This is a genomic window from Acinetobacter sp., from assembly GCF_045628685.1.
In the GTDB taxonomy this organism is placed as follows: Bacteria; Pseudomonadota; Gammaproteobacteria; order Pseudomonadales; family Moraxellaceae; genus Acinetobacter.
Map to the genome: position 1 here is coordinate 46,898 of NZ_JAZQPV010000001.1, position 15,439 is coordinate 62,336.

14 protein-coding genes and 2 pseudogenes are annotated in these 15,439 nt (G+C 40.3%); 5 read left to right on the forward strand and 11 right to left on the reverse strand.

Translation table 11 applies throughout. From position 1 onward, the window contains the following. Nucleotides 1-78: 78 nt before the first annotated feature. On the reverse strand, nt 79-1,587 hold the full coding sequence (locus ACKI4H_RS00245; RefSeq protein ID WP_407303095.1) for an amidohydrolase family protein: 1,509 nt from the start codon (nt 1,585-1,587) through the stop codon (nt 79-81). Between the two features lie 296 nt (nt 1,588-1,883). After that, entirely contained in the window at nt 1,884-2,732 is an 849-nt protein-coding gene (locus ACKI4H_RS00250) for an SDR family NAD(P)-dependent oxidoreductase (protein ID WP_407303096.1), read from the reverse strand. 231 nt (nt 2,733-2,963) lie between these two features. Here ACKI4H_RS00250 and ACKI4H_RS00255 point away from each other — a divergent pair, with 231 nt between their 5' ends. From ACKI4H_RS00255 to phoR, 3 genes are all read left to right on the forward strand, one after another. After that, nucleotides 2,964-3,674 carry a TetR/AcrR family transcriptional regulator gene (locus ACKI4H_RS00255; RefSeq protein ID WP_407303098.1) on the forward strand — a complete coding sequence of 237 codons (711 nt, stop codon included), beginning with the start codon at nt 2,964-2,966 and terminating at the stop codon, nt 3,672-3,674. Nucleotides 3,675-3,892: 218 nt separating this feature from the next. Then, nucleotides 3,893-4,603: a phosphate regulon transcriptional regulator PhoB gene (gene phoB, locus ACKI4H_RS00260; RefSeq protein WP_407303099.1), complete on the forward strand. Its 711-nt coding sequence runs from the start codon at nt 3,893-3,895 to the stop codon at nt 4,601-4,603. Between the two features lie 25 nt (nt 4,604-4,628). Continuing rightward, nucleotides 4,629-5,987: a phosphate regulon sensor histidine kinase PhoR gene (gene phoR, locus ACKI4H_RS00265; RefSeq protein WP_407303100.1), complete on the forward strand. Its 1,359-nt coding sequence runs from the start codon at nt 4,629-4,631 to the stop codon at nt 5,985-5,987. Nucleotides 5,988-6,013: 26 nt separating this feature from the next. On the opposite strand, the gene ACKI4H_RS00270 is transcribed toward phoR, so the two are convergent. From ACKI4H_RS00270 to ACKI4H_RS00280, 3 genes are all read right to left on the reverse strand, one after another. After that, complete coding sequence (locus ACKI4H_RS00270; RefSeq protein ID WP_407303101.1) at nt 6,014-6,661, reverse strand: glutathione S-transferase; 648 nt, start codon at nt 6,659-6,661, stop codon at nt 6,014-6,016. A 98-nt stretch (nt 6,662-6,759) separates the two neighbouring features. Further along, nucleotides 6,760-7,158: an OsmC family protein gene (locus ACKI4H_RS00275; protein WP_407303102.1), complete on the reverse strand. Its 399-nt coding sequence runs from the start codon at nt 7,156-7,158 to the stop codon at nt 6,760-6,762. 45 nt (nt 7,159-7,203) lie between these two features. Beyond that, entirely contained in the window at nt 7,204-8,151 is a 948-nt protein-coding gene (locus tag ACKI4H_RS00280) for a pirin family protein (RefSeq protein WP_407303103.1), read from the reverse strand. 329 nt (nt 8,152-8,480) lie between these two features. Between ACKI4H_RS00280 and ACKI4H_RS00285 the strand changes: the two genes are divergently transcribed. Next, a complete protein-coding gene (locus tag ACKI4H_RS00285; protein ID WP_407303104.1) occupies nt 8,481-9,752 on the forward strand; it encodes a GGDEF domain-containing protein in 1,272 nt (423 codons plus the stop codon). On the opposite strand, the pseudogene ACKI4H_RS00290 reads toward ACKI4H_RS00285, so the two are convergent. From ACKI4H_RS00290 to ACKI4H_RS00305, 4 genes and pseudogenes are all read right to left on the reverse strand, one after another. Beyond that, nucleotides 9,753-10,698, reverse strand: a pseudogene (locus ACKI4H_RS00290) (restriction endonuclease). A 91-nt stretch (nt 10,699-10,789) separates the two neighbouring features. Next, nucleotides 10,790-12,358, reverse strand: coding sequence for a glutamine-hydrolyzing GMP synthase (guaA, locus tag ACKI4H_RS00295; protein ID WP_407303105.1), 1,569 nt, complete (start codon nt 12,356-12,358; stop codon nt 10,790-10,792). 268 nt (nt 12,359-12,626) lie between these two features. Then, entirely contained in the window at nt 12,627-13,058 is a 432-nt protein-coding gene (locus ACKI4H_RS00300) for a NirD/YgiW/YdeI family stress tolerance protein (protein ID WP_407303107.1), read from the reverse strand. 300 nt (nt 13,059-13,358) lie between these two features. Further along, nucleotides 13,359-13,508, reverse strand: a complete 150-nt coding sequence (locus tag ACKI4H_RS00305; RefSeq protein ID WP_407303108.1) for a hypothetical protein — start codon at nt 13,506-13,508, stop codon at nt 13,359-13,361. 301 nt (nt 13,509-13,809) lie between these two features. Between ACKI4H_RS00305 and ACKI4H_RS00310 the strand changes: the two genes are divergently transcribed. Continuing rightward, complete coding sequence (locus ACKI4H_RS00310; RefSeq protein ID WP_407303110.1) at nt 13,810-14,442, forward strand: DedA family protein; 633 nt, start codon at nt 13,810-13,812, stop codon at nt 14,440-14,442. A gap of 27 nt (nt 14,443-14,469) precedes the next feature. Here ACKI4H_RS00310 and ACKI4H_RS00315 read toward each other — a convergent pair whose 3' ends face one another. Beyond that, the gene (locus ACKI4H_RS00315) at nt 14,470-15,060 is read right to left on the reverse strand and encodes a LysE family translocator (RefSeq protein WP_407303111.1); all 591 of its coding nucleotides are present in this window, start codon (nt 15,058-15,060) and stop codon (nt 14,470-14,472) included. Nucleotides 15,061-15,277: 217 nt separating this feature from the next. Beyond that, nucleotides 15,278-15,439, reverse strand: a pseudogene (locus tag ACKI4H_RS00320) (hypothetical protein); the annotation flags it as partial.

Genomic DNA, 15,439 nt, shown 5'->3' on the forward strand with positions numbered 1-15,439 from the left:
TTTTGTGCCCCAAAGCGCAAAGCTGCCCCAACCCCAAGCCAAGGACTGGGGGTAAATGTAGTGCGTGGGAAATACGGGTTATGCAGCCTGATTTTTTTTCAGTTTTTCTTCCACTTGTGTGCCTTTAAAGAAATCAGGATTATTTGCCGTATAGAATTGATAAGGATTGGTAAAGACCAGTGATTTAAAGTCTTCAGCCGTAATTGCCCCTTCTAGAACCAAATCCCATGTTTCTGCCAAGGGTTCAGTCAGTTCAGGAACATCCCAATGGCCCGAGTCTGATGAATAAAGGGCATTAATTTTTTGACCGAACGGGTTACCTTTAGGATTAAGTGCGCCGACAATCGTGCGGTCATCTGCTTCATTGCCAAAATAGAAATTGGGTACCCAACGATCCCAGATATCTTGTTTGTGTTGAATTTTTGCGAGGGCAAAATCATTAATCTCTTCTGGCTTTTGTGGTTGGAAACGTGCCGTTCCTGCTACACCAAAAATACTTTGAATGATTTCATCATCATTTAACTCACGTCCTTGATATAGGGTATGACCATACTGACGATACAACTCAAGAGCGAGTTCACGATTCAGTCGCTCGGGGTTGTACTGCTGTACATGATCATTACCACGCTTTTCAAAACGGTCAACCAAATGGGTCAGTACATTCTGCCCCCATGCTGCACCAGCCTCTAAAAGTGCAATCCTGAGTTGCGGGATACGCTCAGTGACACCACCAAAGAAGAGTGCCTTTGCCAAAGCCTCCGAAGCATCAGCAAAATGGTTAATATGATTGAACATATAATTGGTCGGTGAATTACGTGCAACCCAACTTTGACTGCCTGAATGTGTCGATAAATTAATGCCCAAATCCACACTCTTTTGCCAAAATGGGTCATAGTCATATTCGCTATCAATTCCGAAGAAATCCAACCAGTAAGCATAACGACGTAAGTCAGTATCTTCAGGATAACGATCTGCAATAGATTGAATTGGACGGCGCACTGCACCCGGAATCAGTGCTGTTTTTAAACCAAGCTTTTGTGCAAACTCCAACTCTTCAATCCCTTCTTGTGGAGTATTCAGTGGAATTGCAGCTACAGGAGTCAAGCGGTCGCTATATGGCTTATAAATATCTGCATGGAAATGGTTGATCGCACGCGTCAGTGACAGACGTAAATCATCATTACTTGAGTTAATCGGGAATAAAGACAGATTGGGATAAAGCACAGCATAATCTGTACCCAGTTCTTCTAAACGCTCATAGAGCAAACCCGGGATTGCAACTGTGGCAAGGTCATAGGTATTTTCAGACGGTAGTGCCCAAAATGGTGGACGGAACAAACGACGGTCTTTACGTTCTTGTGGCGTAGCGCTATACCACTCGGCTGCCAAAGCATTTAGACCATTACTCTTTAGATGTGTTCTAAATACATCAACGACTTTAGCTCCCCCATACTGTGCGATATAGTCTTCTAACGCGGGACTAAATGCATTGGTATGAATATCGGTGTCAATCACCGGAAAATCGAGTTGTGACCGTACTGCTACAGCACGTGATTGTTTGGCTTTTAAATCTTGTAAAATTGTCATGGTGGTTCCTCTAATTTTCCTTGTTCTGTGATTCTTATGTGGCAACAAGTATGCCAATATTATAAATTATTGTTTTTAATGTATTTATTATTCTTATTCCAACTTAGCATGTTGGTTTTCACACGTTCAACATGTTGATCTTTCAACACTTGCTTATTTAAATTCAGCACGTTTCTATCTTTTTATTTCTTATTTTTAGATATAAGTTGTTTTTCAACTTAAATACTTTTTAGCCCGTTTTGGGATATTTCAGGCATAAAAAAACCCGCATGATGCGAGTTTTAATGGGTAGAATTTTAAGCCGATTTCTTGTTCTTATTGCCTAATTTTGTAGCCAATGCCATGATGCGCTGATAACCGGTCGGTAAAATACGCTGGATCAAATCAACAGCTTTAGCATCATTCCCAATCAACAAACGGCGTTTATCTTTTTGCACTGCTTCAATAATTTGACGTGCGGCTTCTTCAGGTGGACAGCGCAATAATTTATTAAAGGCTTTAGCCGATTTTTCCGGATGCATGCCCAAGGTGCGAATACTGTCATTCATTTTTGCCGCATTGGCAATATTGGTCCGAATTCCGCCCGGGTGAACACATAGCGCACTCACACCACAATTTTCCATATCCAGTTCCTGACGCAAAGACTCAGTAAAACCACGCACCGCAAATTTGGTGGCGTTATAGGCAGACTGGGTCGGCTGAGCAGTTAAACCAAACAGACTGGAAATATTGATGACATGCCCATCACCCGATTTCTTGATTAAAGGCAAAAACTCTTTGGTGCCATAGACCACACCCCAGAAGTTAATATTGACAATCCATTCCAATTCTTCATAACTTGCCCCTTCAACAGTTGATCCCAGAGCAACCCCGGCATTGTTAAAAATCATGTTGACTGAACCATGATTTTGCACGGTATCCGCAGCCCATTCTTTCATGGCATCGCGGTCAGCTACATCCAGCTTCTTGGTAGTTACACGGACATGACTTTGTTTGACCAGTTCAACTGTTTGCGTCAATCCTTTTTCATTCACATCACTTAAGGACAAATGACAACCTTGCTTTGCCAGAAGAACCGCTAATTGCTGGCCAATTCCTGAACCCGCACCGGTAATTGCAGCAACTTTATTTTTAAAATTTTTCATGACCCATCCTTATCCAATTTTTTCTGCACCTATCACCTAAACAGCTCGATTGTTTTTCCGTTGATGAGGCACAGTTCATTCATCCAATATTATATTGACAATACTCATTGTCAATATAATATTGGATGAATAGCAAGATCAAAGAGCATCTGGTCATTTACAGCATAGGTCTGTGAGTAAATTATTGTTAAGATAAGGCAAAACCCAGATTTAATTTGGCACACCACATTTATGACTGAACAATACGAAAATCTTGAAGAAAAACAGAATAAGCCGTCAAAAATCAAAGAACGCCAATTTAAAGGTCTGTCTTTAACTGAGCGTAAACAGGCACGTCGTGAAAAGTTGATTGAAGCCGGCATTGAGGCTTATGGCACGCATGGTTTTTTTGCGGTGACGGTAAAAGATATTTGTAATGAAGCCAAACTGACCGAACGCTATTTCTATGAATCTTTTAAGAAAAGTGATGAGCTTTTTCAAACTATCTTTTTAAAATTGATTGATCAATTGCAGCACAATGTCATGCAGGCCATCATGCAAGCATCGACCGATCCACGAAAAATGATTGAATCCGGCTTAACCGCTTTACTCACCACCTTAAAAGATAATCCGCGTATGGCACGGATTATTTATATTGATGCCATGCTGGTTCAAGAGCTGCATAATCAGGCCACCATTCATGAAACCATGTTGCGTTTTGACCGCATGATTCATGCCTTTGTCATGTTAATGATGCCGCATATTGACCGTTCTGAGCGTGAAATTTCTTTAGTTGCAACCGGGCTAAATGGCTATGTCACTCAAATTGCGATTCGCTGGGTAGTGAGTGGTTTTAAACAATCGATGCAAGAGGTGTTATCGTCTTGCAGCATTGTTTTCCTTTCTCTGCTCGACACTTTTTCAGAAAAAGAAAAAACAGTGAAAAAAGAAAGTTCATCTTAACCAGATGACTAAAAACCACCCAACATGTTGAATGTATTATATTTAGATGGCTGATTTATTTTAAATTGTTCATTTTGGAGCAAAAAAATTGTCACATTTCTTTGCGAATATAGGCATATAGCCCCTTTCTGCAATGATACTGTCATAATTAATCTTTGTAATAAGCCTGTCATAAATACAAAACGGTTCACCGTTAACATCAAATAGGATATTGCGTTGTGAAAGATGACTATATATTAATTGTCGATGACGAACTTCCCATTCGAGAGATGATTCATACCTCTTTAGACATGGCAGGCTTTCAATGTTTACAGGCAGAAGATGCCAAACAAGCTCACCAAATGATCGTGGATCAACGCCCTGCGCTTATTTTATTGGACTGGATGTTACCGGGTGGGATTAGTGGGGTTGACCTGTGCCGTCGCTTAAAACGCGATGAAAGCTTAAATGAAATTCCGGTGATTATGCTGACTGCCCGCGGCGAAGAAGACCATAAAGTACAAGGTCTCGATGCAGGCGCAGACGACTATATGACCAAACCTTTCTCGACCCGGGAACTGGTGTCACGAATTAAAGCTGTGTTACGCCGTGCCAATGCCTTGAGTGGCGAAAAAACCATTGATGCCAAGGGTCTGGTGCTTGATCCGGTCAGCCAGCGCGTCAGTTTCGGTGATCATATTTTAGAGATGGGCCCTACAGAATATCGATTGTTAGCATTCTTCATGACCCATCCAGAACGTGCCTATACCCGCGCTCAATTGCTTGACCAGGTTTGGGGTGGTAACGTATATATTGAAGACCGTACCATTGACGTGCATATTCGCCGTTTACGCAAAGTGCTGGAACCTTTTGGAGTGGATCGCTATATACAAACCGTTCGTGGCACAGGTTACCGTTTTTCTACTCGCGCGGATGTCGCTTTAGGTTAGTTGTTTTTTAGGTAAATCGTGTTTTATGTATGAGCCCTACCCCGTCCCAGAACTTGCACGAGAACATAAACGGTTCCGCTATAGCAGTTTATGGACTTTTGCCAAGCAAGATTTACGTTTACTGGCCTTTTTACTGCTGATTGCAGGTTTAATGGGTATCGGGATTGGGTATTTCTGGATTTTTATTTTTATCGCCTTTGCGATGTTCTTTGCCTTGCAACTGCGTTCACTGTATTTGGTGAATGAATGGATTTCCAATCGCCCTTACGATGTTCCGCCCAATTTAGACGGAATCTGGGGTGCATTGTTGTTTAATGTTTATCGCGCACAGCGCCAAGAACGTATTGTTCAGGCAGAAATGGTCGGCTTGATTGACCGCGCTCAATCGTCCTTGGTTGCCCTGGCTGAAGCTGTGGTTCTGATTGATGAATTACACCAGATTGAATGGTGGAATCCCGCAGCGGAAAAATTACTGGGTATTCAGCCTCTAGATCGGGGACGCAATATTTTAACCCTGCTGCGTCAGCCGAATTTTATTGAATATTTTAACAATATAGATCAAGCACCCGACGGCTTGAAAATGAAATCTTCTGCTTTTGAAGATCATTATGTACAAGTCAAAATGACCCGTTTTGGCGGTGAAAGCCGATTATTGGTGGCTTATGATGTTACCCGTATGCATAACCTGGAACAAATGCGCAAAGACTTTGTCGACAATATTTCGCATGAACTGCGTACCCCCTTGACCGTTCTTAGCGGCTATATTGAAACCTTTACCGATCAGGAAGATTTAAATCCGCGTTGGAAACGTGCTTTTGACCAGATGCAGGCACAAACCAGACGTATGAATGCCTTGGTCAATGACTTGCTGTTACTTTCACGTTTAGAAAGCAACAAGCAGATTGCCAAGAACCAGATCATTGAAATGCCGGGCCTGATGAACCAGCTGTTCGATGATGCTCAAGCCTACAATGTAGACTATCACCACACCCTGAATCTGGATATCGACAGTCATTGCGACCTGATTGGTTCAGATACCGAGCTTGCCAGTGCCTTCAGCAACCTGATTACCAATGCCATTAAATACACGCCTAAAGGCGGCACCATTACCATGGGCTGGCATGATGATGGCGAACACGGCATCTTTACGGTTGAAGATACCGGCATCGGGATTGACCCCAAACATTTGCCGCGTTTAACCGAACGTTTCTATCGTGTCGATAGCGCGCGTAGCCGTCAAACCGGCGGAACCGGTCTAGGACTGGCAATTGTGAAACATGTGCTGATGCAACACGGCGCACATTTAGAAATTGAATCGAAAGAAAATCAAGGCTCAATCTTTAAAGTGATTTTTCCTAAAGAACGTCTCTACCACATGAGCTAGTTGTACAGTACATCTGGTGGTTCAATCTAAGCCAGGTTCTGTTCTTTAAACTTGGCGCGCTGATAAGCCGGACGTTCCACCAAACGTTTTACATAGGCCGTGATATAAGGATATGACCCTGATGTTCTTGACTGAATGGCCTCTAAGGGAAAACCCATCTGAATATCGGCAAATGAAAATTCGCCTGCCACATATTCATGCTTCGCCAAATAATCTTCCAGATAGTTAATATGATCTTTTAAACGCGGTTGAATAAAGCCTGCCTTCACTCCGGCGGTAATTTTTTTCGCAACCGGCTTTACCAGCCATGGAACCTGTTTAGGTACATTACTCATCACCAATTGCATCACCAGTAAAGGCATCAGGGAACCTTCCGCATAATGCATCCAATAGCGATATTGCTGCTGATCTTTTTTATTTTGCAGTTTAAATTTCTGTTTTTGATCATAGGTTTCTTGCAGATATTGCAAAATCACTGCAGATTCAGCAATGGTTTGATCCGCATCGGTCAACACCGGAGCTTTGGCTAAAGGATGAACCAGTTTTAATTCAGGCGGCGCAGCAAAAGTCAGTAAGCGCTTATAAAACTTCACCTGATAATCCAAAGCCAGTTCTTCTAAAGCCCATAAAATTCGAAAGGAACGCGATTGATCTAAGTGGTGTAAGGTAATCATTATTTTACTCTTTATTTTTTCTACTCTGACTATACGCATAGCCCTAAAAAAATGACATCCTGCTTTACACAAAATGTCATTTCAATCTGTTCATCAACTTAGACAAGTACAGTATGAATCTCTAGGCTACGTGATAATGTTTTGGTTACCGGTGTTTTACTGCTGATCTCTAAAACCTTTTGCTTCAGCTCATCCGATAAGGGCTGTGCAAAGGACAAACGGCGTTCAATCCACTCTTTGCCTTCTCTATTGGCATTAAAATCGGATTCAACAGAAAATTCACCCAGCTCTATGCCTTTATGACTGGCATACATTCGCAGCGTAATCATGGTACAGGAAATCAAAGCTGAACAAATCAAATCATAGGGTGCGAGACCTTTATCCTGTCCCCCAAAAGATTCCGGTTTATCGGTCAACAATTGGTGTTTACCCGTGTTGATCTCGCCCGACCACGGTTCAGTCAGGCTACGGACTTCTGCATTTGCAATAATGGCCATAAGGATAATGAGTCCTAAATGTTATCTTTATTTAAAATTTTATCTTTATCTGGAGGCACGCATTTTATCCGGAAATGCCGGTGCTTCTAAGCGTGGTCCTGAATAATCGGCAATATTGCCAAAGCGTTCATGTTGTTCAATCCAGTGGTCACGCGCCTTGCAAAGTTCTTCCTGAGTACGCCCGACAAAGTTCCACCACAAGAGTATTGGCGACTCAAAAGGCTCACCACCCAACAGCAGAATACGACTGCCCTTATGCAGCTGGATTTCAATTTCAGTAACACCCGGCTCAAGAACCACCATATTGTCTTCAGTCAGTTCATGGCCATTTACGACAGCAGCCCCATCCAAAGCCATGAAACCATATTCAAATTTGGGATTAAGTTTAAGTCGGGTGGTGGTCGATTCTTTTGCAGTTAAATCCACACCAAGTAATTCTGTATGTACAGCTACCGGTGATTTGGTTTTTAAAAATGCACCCACCAATACAGTAAATTCAACCTGATCTTTTTCAACCACAGGAAGTTCTGGATAATGATCAAAGCAGGGTGCCATATTCATTTTATCATCAGGCAGTGCAATCCAGAGCTGTGCCGCATGCATATGGGTTTCAGTTTCCGGAGCAACTTCAGTATGTGAAATACCGTAACCGGCAGTCATTAAATTGACCTGCTTCGGGCGAATCAACTGTTTTGTACCCAGACTGTCTGTATGCATCATGGTCCCTTCAATCATCCAGGTGAAGGTCTGCAAACCGATATGTGGATGTGGTCCCACATCCAGGCCATCACCTTGCGGAAAATTCACGGGACCGGCATGATCCAAGAAACACCATGCTCCTATTAAGCGTTTATGGCGACTTGGCAAAGCGCGTTTAATTACGGTTCCTTGCCCAATTTCCGCACTACGTAAACGAAATTCCTGAATAAATTGATTCACGTATTTTTCACAATCATCTGAAGCAGAAAGTTCTGTATAGTTGCTATTGCTCATATTTTTATCCTGAATCGTACGGACTAAACCATTTTTAATGTCCTGACTTATTCATAGGATCATATAGGCTCTTACAGCTTCAGCCTATAGTTAAATTAATATGCTGAATATCATGGATAGGACAATAGGAGTTTTGAAATTTCTCTTAATAAAACAAGCCCTTCATTTTTCATTTACCCCCCTATTCATCGCCTATTCATATGAATTTTATACATAAATAAAATTTTGTCACAATTGTGTGCTCCATTGATTGTCTAAGTCATATACAAATCCCATTCCTCTCCCTATTATTCTTGCTTTACGAATCCCACACAGAAAGGGGTATCTCCATGTTGAGCGGAGATCAACAAAAAATTTATACCAACAATGATAAAAATCCTCATCAAAGCAGAGCAAATGAGGATAAAAATTTAAATCAGGAAACTGCTTATATTTTACCCAAGCAGCTGTGTACGATTGAAAACCGAAAAATAATAGAACAGGAATTACAAGATCCAGCCACACGTATTCCGGATCAATTTCAATCCTATTACCTGGACTATCTAAACAAGCACCAACGACAATTTCTAAAATGCGTCAATTTTATTGGTCAGATTACATTTTTAAGTTATTTCTTTATAGATTGGGTGCTGATTCCTGAAATTGGCATGCTTTCCGGTATTTCCCGGCTTCTTCTTGTGGTATTTGCTATATTAATCAACTGGCTCGCCTTTCATTACTGTAAAAATATTAAAATTCTCGATAGCTTACTTCCCATCTACGTCGCAGCTGCTGCTGCATTATGGTTAAGTCTTCTGACTTTGTCGCATAGTCCAATCGTGACTACGTATATATATGCCGCTGTGATTTTTATTCTATTAGGCAATTTATGTGTACAAGTCTCTTTTCGAAATTCAATTTTCACTTCTTTATTGATTAGTGCTGTCATTTTTTATGGCGTATTTCAGTTGGTCAGCTTTGAGGAAGTTGTTTTATTTTCTCTCATCTATGCCCCTATTTTATTCCTCAGCATGTATATCAGCTGGAATAATACTTTAAATTCAAAACGCAATTTTTTACGGGTTCTATTAAATGACTGGAACTATTACACACTAAGTGAGCTGGCGCATACAGATGAGTTAACCCAGCTCAATAATCGTCGACAGTTTTTGCAGGTTGCTGAACAAACCATGCAGAAGTGGCCAAAATATAATTTGGCCTGTTTATTAATGCTGGATATCGATTTTTTCAAAAATATTAATGATACCCATGGACATGATGTAGGAGATAAAGTTCTTCGGGTACTTGCTGAAATTGCCCGTAAGGAGATGCGACATACAGATGTGTTAGCCCGTTTTGGCGGAGAGGAATTTATTGCATTATTACCAAACACTACATTGGAGGATGCCATTGCCATCGCTAATCGATTATGTCGAACTATTGAAAGTCATCAAATCAGTATTAAGGATAAGTTTTTTTTGAATTTTAGCGTATCGATTGGGGTATCTCAGCTACAGCCCAATCAAAATGATTTGAGTTTACTGATTAAAAATGCCGACATTGCGCTATATCAAGCCAAGAAAAATGGCCGTAATCAAGTGGCTATTTATAGGTGTGAATAATTAAAAAGTTTCTTCATCAAAACGATCTTGGTCAATTTTATAAATATGAAAACTTCGTTCAACTTGCACACCCAATCCAAATTCAATCATGAGTGACGTGAGTTTATCGCCATCAATTAAAACAATACCTGATTTCCTTGCCGACTCAATTGCCTCTTTACTAAAACTTGAAGTGGTAATGAATACACCCTTCTTGGCGACTTGATCAGCCAAAGCACCTTTAAACTGCTGAATATCAGGACGTCCCACTGTATTTTCTCAACGCTTGGCTTGAATATAAATTTTATCTAAACCTAAACGGTCTTCACTGATCACACCATCAATTCCGCCATCGTTAGTTTTACCTATCGCTTGAGCTGCATCTTGGTGTGAACCTCCGTATCCTATCTCTACAAGAAGATCGACTACTAATCTTTCAAAAAAAGATGGACTATTTTCTTTTACTAATTTCAAAAGATCATTTTTTAATGAAGAAATTAATAGCATTGTTGTATTTTGAATAATTTCTTCAGGTGTTCGAGTCTCACTTTTTTTAGCAGCATCAATATCTCTAATTGTATCTTTTCGGTTGTTTGACTCTGAACCTGAATTAGTTCCTAGGTGAAATTCTGAAAATCCATCAAACCTCATCAAACCTCATCAAAAAATCATTTGTGATTGCGGTAATATTATTTAAATCCAGTTTTCTGCCTTCTGCACTTAATTCACAAAATGCACGCTTAGGTTGTGAAATTAAGCCTGCTTTTACAAGATATGTTTTGGCCCAACCAACTCTACTTTTAAAAAAATTATTACCACTAGCTAGCGATTTATTTAATTCTTCTTCAGTTAAGCCTGATCGCTGAGCTAAAATTTCAGTAGCTTGTGAAATTTTAATTGCCTCATCTCGCTCTGATAATAATTTCATCAATGGCAACATGAGTTGATCGTAAGTAGGCAATGCCATTTATTTTCTCATTAAGTATTTAATTTTTAATAATTATAGAATAAAAAAAGAGCGCCTAAGCGCTCTTTTTCTAGTAATTTTCTTTAGAAAATTACTCCCATTCAATCGTTGCTGGTGGTTTAGATGACACGTCATATACAACACGTGAAACGTCAGCAATTTCGTTCATGATACGCGTTGAAATTTTATCAACCAGTTCATATGGAAGATGAGCGAAACGTGCTGTCATGAAGTCAACAGTTTCAACTGCACGAAGTGCAATCACCCATGCATAACGACGACCATCGCCTACTACACCAACAGATTTAACTGGTTGGAATACAGCGAATGCTTGAGCAGTTTTGTCATACCAACCGCTGGCACGAAGTTCTTGCATGAAAATGTCATCAGCTAAACGAAGGATGTCAGCATATTCTTTTTTCACTTCACCCAAAATACGCACGCCCAAACCCGGACCCGGGAATGGATGACGGTAAAGCATTTCATGTGGCAAACCTAAAGTGGTTCCTAAACGACGTACTTCATCTTTAAATAAGTCACGAATTGGCTCAACCAATTCAAATGCTAAATCTTCTGGTAAACCGCCCACGTTGTGGTGTGATTTAATCACGTGCGCTTTACCGTTTTTAGTCGCAGCAGATTCGATCACGTCAGGGTAAATCGTACCTTGAGCAAGGAAGTTTACTCCGTCTAAACCACGTGCTTCTTCAGCGAAGACTTCAATGAATTCACGCCCGATGATTTTACGTTTTTTCTCAGGATCAACTTCACCTGCAAGTGCAGACAAGAAACGCTCTTCAGCATCGGCACGAATTACTCGGATACCCATGTTTTTTGCAAACATGTCCATCACTTGCTCGCCTTCGTTTAAACGAAGCAAACCGTTGTCTACAAATACGCAAGTCAATTGATCACCAATCGCACGGTGTAAAAGTGCAGCAACTACAGAGGAATCTACACCACCTGAAAGACCAAGCAATACTTTTTGATCGCCGATTTGAGCACGTAATTGTTCAACACGTAGGTCGATAATATTTTCGGAGTTCCAAAGGTTACGACATCCGCAAATGCTGTGTACAAAGTTAGATAATAACTCTGCACCTTTTGCCGTATGGGTGACTTCTGGATGGAACTGCACACCGTAAAAACGACGTTTTTCATCGCTTACTGCTGCAAAGGGACAGCTTGGCGTACTTGCAGTCACAGAAAAACCTTCTGGAATCGCACTAACTTTATCGCCATGGCTCATCCAAACATTCAGTTTGTTCTCGCCATCGTCCAAATCGCCAAGAAGCTGGTCACGGACTAAAACGTCAACTGCTGCATAACCAAATTCATGCACTGTACCTGGCTCTACTTTACCGCCAAGCTGTTCAGACATGGTTTGTAAGCCATAGCAAATACCCAACACAGGTACACCCAAGTTAAATACAACTTCAGGTGCGCGTGGACTACCTTCTTCATGAACACTTTCAGGACCACCAGACAAGATGATACCGTTTGGATTAAATGCGCGAATGTCTTCTTCAGACATGTCATAGGCATACATTTCAGAATATACGCCAGCTTCACGTACACGGCGTGCGATAAGCTGACTGTATTGAGAACCGAAGTCCAAGATCAGGATGCGGTCTTCAGTGATTTGAGTATTGGTAGTCATGACAAACAACTATGTAAGGCAAACGAAATAAGCGCTGCATTCTATCATTTTTCGGCGCATTAAGCACACTATTCGCACAAGGCCTGTATTCAATTAAATGCACTATATTTTGCTCATAAAAAAGCACTTTTTTAAGTACTTTTTTATGAGCAATTTTTCTATTTCAACCGGATCACTACTCGTCGGTTTATTACCATAAGTCTAAACTTCATTCCTTAATCAACTTCATAAAATATTCTAAAAATCATGGGTTTGCATAATTCATCCTTCATCTCAAAATCCGATGAAACCAACTCCATTGATCAGCTGGATTTTTCCTTTTTGCGATTTGAATCGCATCGATATTGGTTGATTTACCATTATGGGTATCCACTTTACCCACTACCTTCACTTTATCACCTGGTGTCAGGTGGATTGATCTCCATAACTTAGAATCTAGATTTATACCAATTTTGCCAGAGCTATCTTTCAGTTCAAAATGATTCTTATGTGTTTTTATAGCAATTACACCGGTAAGCGTGACTAAAGTTTTATCGGGAAGTCGTTTTGCTTGTGCCACAGTCACCGTATTTTGAGCAGCTTCAGTGATAATGGCCTGATCAGCTTTAGTCATAACGACCTGATCACTTTCAGCTGCCCATGCAGGTGCTGTAAAAAGCATTGAACCCGTAACAAACAGTGCCAATAATATTTTGTTCATGATTGACTCCATATTGCAGTTGCAATCATTATTGAAACAATATTCAGGCAATTTGTACGCAGCTTTTATGTATGACAGACAACTTTTATGTAATTACAAAAAAATAATATTACAGCTTAAATCCTACTTTTTTCTAAATTTAATGATTATTTTCAACTCTATAATATTTACTGAATTTGCCTGCACTCTGTAACATCAGCAACAATACCCCTGTTATGATGATATTTTTTATCAATTGAAGCATATCATCCGGAGTGCCAGTACCATGAAAAACAAAGCCGCAAATTACGGTAATAATGACTAAACATAAGGCGACCAAACTGGCTTGGAAGCCAAAGAACAGGCCAGACCATCACCCAATACAACAATCAAGATGCTTAAAGGTAGAGGCCCATCAGGTACATCTTTGGATTCGCTATACCCGGAGGTGGCACAAGCATTTATTTTCATCCAGTTAGAAACAAAAAATATAAGCCATCAGCAAACCTGCTAACAGACTCAGCAAGGCATTGGTTTGTCGAGATAGAATCCTGTTTTATTACAGCTATATTTGGATTAAACATTAAGCAGCTCTTAACTTTTGTTTTAATGAACTGTTATTCTGATCTTTTCTAGAGGGGTCCAAAAAATAATTTGTAAGATAAATCGTTATAAAGAGAAAGCATGAAAAAGCAATTAATTTCTTTTCTGATACTGACTTTCATGTCACAGACTGCTAGGATTTCAGCACATTTTTGTTGCCTGTAGCCCCATGGAACTGCTTGATTTTATCTTACATGTTGATGACCATCTGCTCGAATTTATCACCAATTATGGCGTCTGGATTTATGCCATTCTTTTCTTAATTATTTTTGTGGAAACCGGTTTGGTGGTAATGCCGTTTCTACCGGGTGACAGCTTATTGTTTGCTGCAGGGGCGTTAGCTGCTTCAACAGGGGCAATGGATCCATTCATTCTCATCATCCTGCTCTTTATTGCTGCCGTATTGGGTGACACGCTGAATTATCATATTGGTAAATATATCGGGCCACGTGTTTTTGAAATGGAATCCCGTTTTATTAACAAACAACACTTAGCTTATACGCAAAAATTCTTTGAAAAACATGGTGGTAAAACCATTATTTTTGCCCGTTTTGTACCTTTTGCCCGTACTTTCGCGCCATTTGTCGCCGGTGCCGGCAGCATGAATTATAAGTTCTTTCTAAGCTACAATCTGATTGGGGCATTCTGCTGGGTCGGATCATTTATTACTCTGGGTTATTTATTTGGCAACATGCCAATTGTCAAAGACAATTTTACTCATCTGATTTTTGGCATTATTATTATTAGTGTCCTGCCCGGCATTATTGGTTTTATTCGTCAAAAGCTGAAAAAGGCATATTAAACTGGTATGTTGCAACGGCTTTGAAATTTAAAAGAAACGAATAACTACAGGCAACATCCCCAGCAGCAGCAGCATGGCCGATCCTTTATATAAAAGATCGGTTTTGATTTGTGTCGATTGACCTGCCAGAATTGCACTTCCAAATGACATCCAGAACACCACAGTAGGCAACAGTACCAAACTAAATGCTGCAAATACCAAGACAAAATTGGTCGGACTGTTCCAGGTTTCGATTGGTAAAATGCCGGTGGCAAACAACAAGGCTTTAGGATTTTTAAAGGTGGAAAAGAACAGTTGTCGAGGTCGAATAGAAGAATGACGTTGATTATGTTTTTGTAAATCTGAGACTTTCCATAAATGGAAGGCCATCCAACCCACATAGAGTGCACTAAAAAAATGCACAATATGAATGAAATTCGGCCAGACTGGACTACATAAGTGAATCAGCAATGCCCATAAATTAATGGCATAAAAATAACCCAGCAGCTCGGCTGGAATAAATAAACTGGTTTTGGCAATGCCTTGTTGATGTGCAGAGCTTGCAAGTAATGCGTTAGTTGGGCCCGGAATCATCAGAACCGCAATCACCGCCAACACAAAAAGCCAACTCTCGATCATAAATACCTGATATCACCAATAAACAGGGCACACCTTATACGAAAGTCACAAAAAGTGACAAGTATTTCGATTATGAAATCGTGACCTTGGGCGTTTATATTTCACCCATCAAATAAACAAGTATTTGATATTAATAAAATTTAACTGAAACATTTTATTAAGATTTTATCACCCTGCAGTACATTTAAGATGTCCAACAGAGTGATTATTCCAATAATTACTGAATTTTATTGCGAACAATAATCGGGCAATTTTTGAATTGAGCTGCCTGAACCACAGCTTCCTGCTCACCCAATAGGCGAGCTAATTCAGTTTTTTTGGTATTTGAAGATTGCCCCATATTGATTGAAACACACGGACCAATTCCCCAACCACCACG

Bases quoted from the DNA above. Each gene is read 5' to 3' on its own strand.
- ACKI4H_RS00245 (WP_407303095.1), bottom strand. From the start codon at position 1,587: ATGACAATTTTACAAGATTTAAAAGCCAAACAATCACGTGCTGTAGCA.
- ACKI4H_RS00250 (WP_407303096.1), bottom strand. From the start codon at position 2,732: ATGAAAAATTTTAAAAATAAAGTTGCTGCAATTACCGGTGCGGGTTCA.
- ACKI4H_RS00255 (WP_407303098.1), top strand. From the start codon at position 2,964: ATGACTGAACAATACGAAAATCTTGAAGAAAAACAGAATAAGCCGTCA.
- phoR (WP_407303100.1), top strand. From the start codon at position 4,629: ATGTATGAGCCCTACCCCGTCCCAGAACTTGCACGAGAACATAAACGG.
- ACKI4H_RS00270 (WP_407303101.1), bottom strand. From the start codon at position 6,661: ATGATTACCTTACACCACTTAGATCAATCGCGTTCCTTTCGAATTTTA.
- ACKI4H_RS00275 (WP_407303102.1), bottom strand. From the start codon at position 7,158: ATGGCCATTATTGCAAATGCAGAAGTCCGTAGCCTGACTGAACCGTGG.
- ACKI4H_RS00280 (WP_407303103.1), bottom strand. From the start codon at position 8,151: ATGAGCAATAGCAACTATACAGAACTTTCTGCTTCAGATGATTGTGAA.
- ACKI4H_RS00285 (WP_407303104.1), top strand. From the start codon at position 8,481: ATGTTGAGCGGAGATCAACAAAAAATTTATACCAACAATGATAAAAAT.
- guaA (WP_407303105.1), bottom strand. From the start codon at position 12,358: ATGACTACCAATACTCAAATCACTGAAGACCGCATCCTGATCTTGGAC.
- ACKI4H_RS00300 (WP_407303107.1), bottom strand. From the start codon at position 13,058: ATGAACAAAATATTATTGGCACTGTTTGTTACGGGTTCAATGCTTTTT.
- ACKI4H_RS00305 (WP_407303108.1), bottom strand. From the start codon at position 13,508: ATGAAAATAAATGCTTGTGCCACCTCCGGGTATAGCGAATCCAAAGAT.
- ACKI4H_RS00310 (WP_407303110.1), top strand. From the start codon at position 13,810: ATGGAACTGCTTGATTTTATCTTACATGTTGATGACCATCTGCTCGAA.
- ACKI4H_RS00315 (WP_407303111.1), bottom strand. From the start codon at position 15,060: ATGATCGAGAGTTGGCTTTTTGTGTTGGCGGTGATTGCGGTTCTGATG.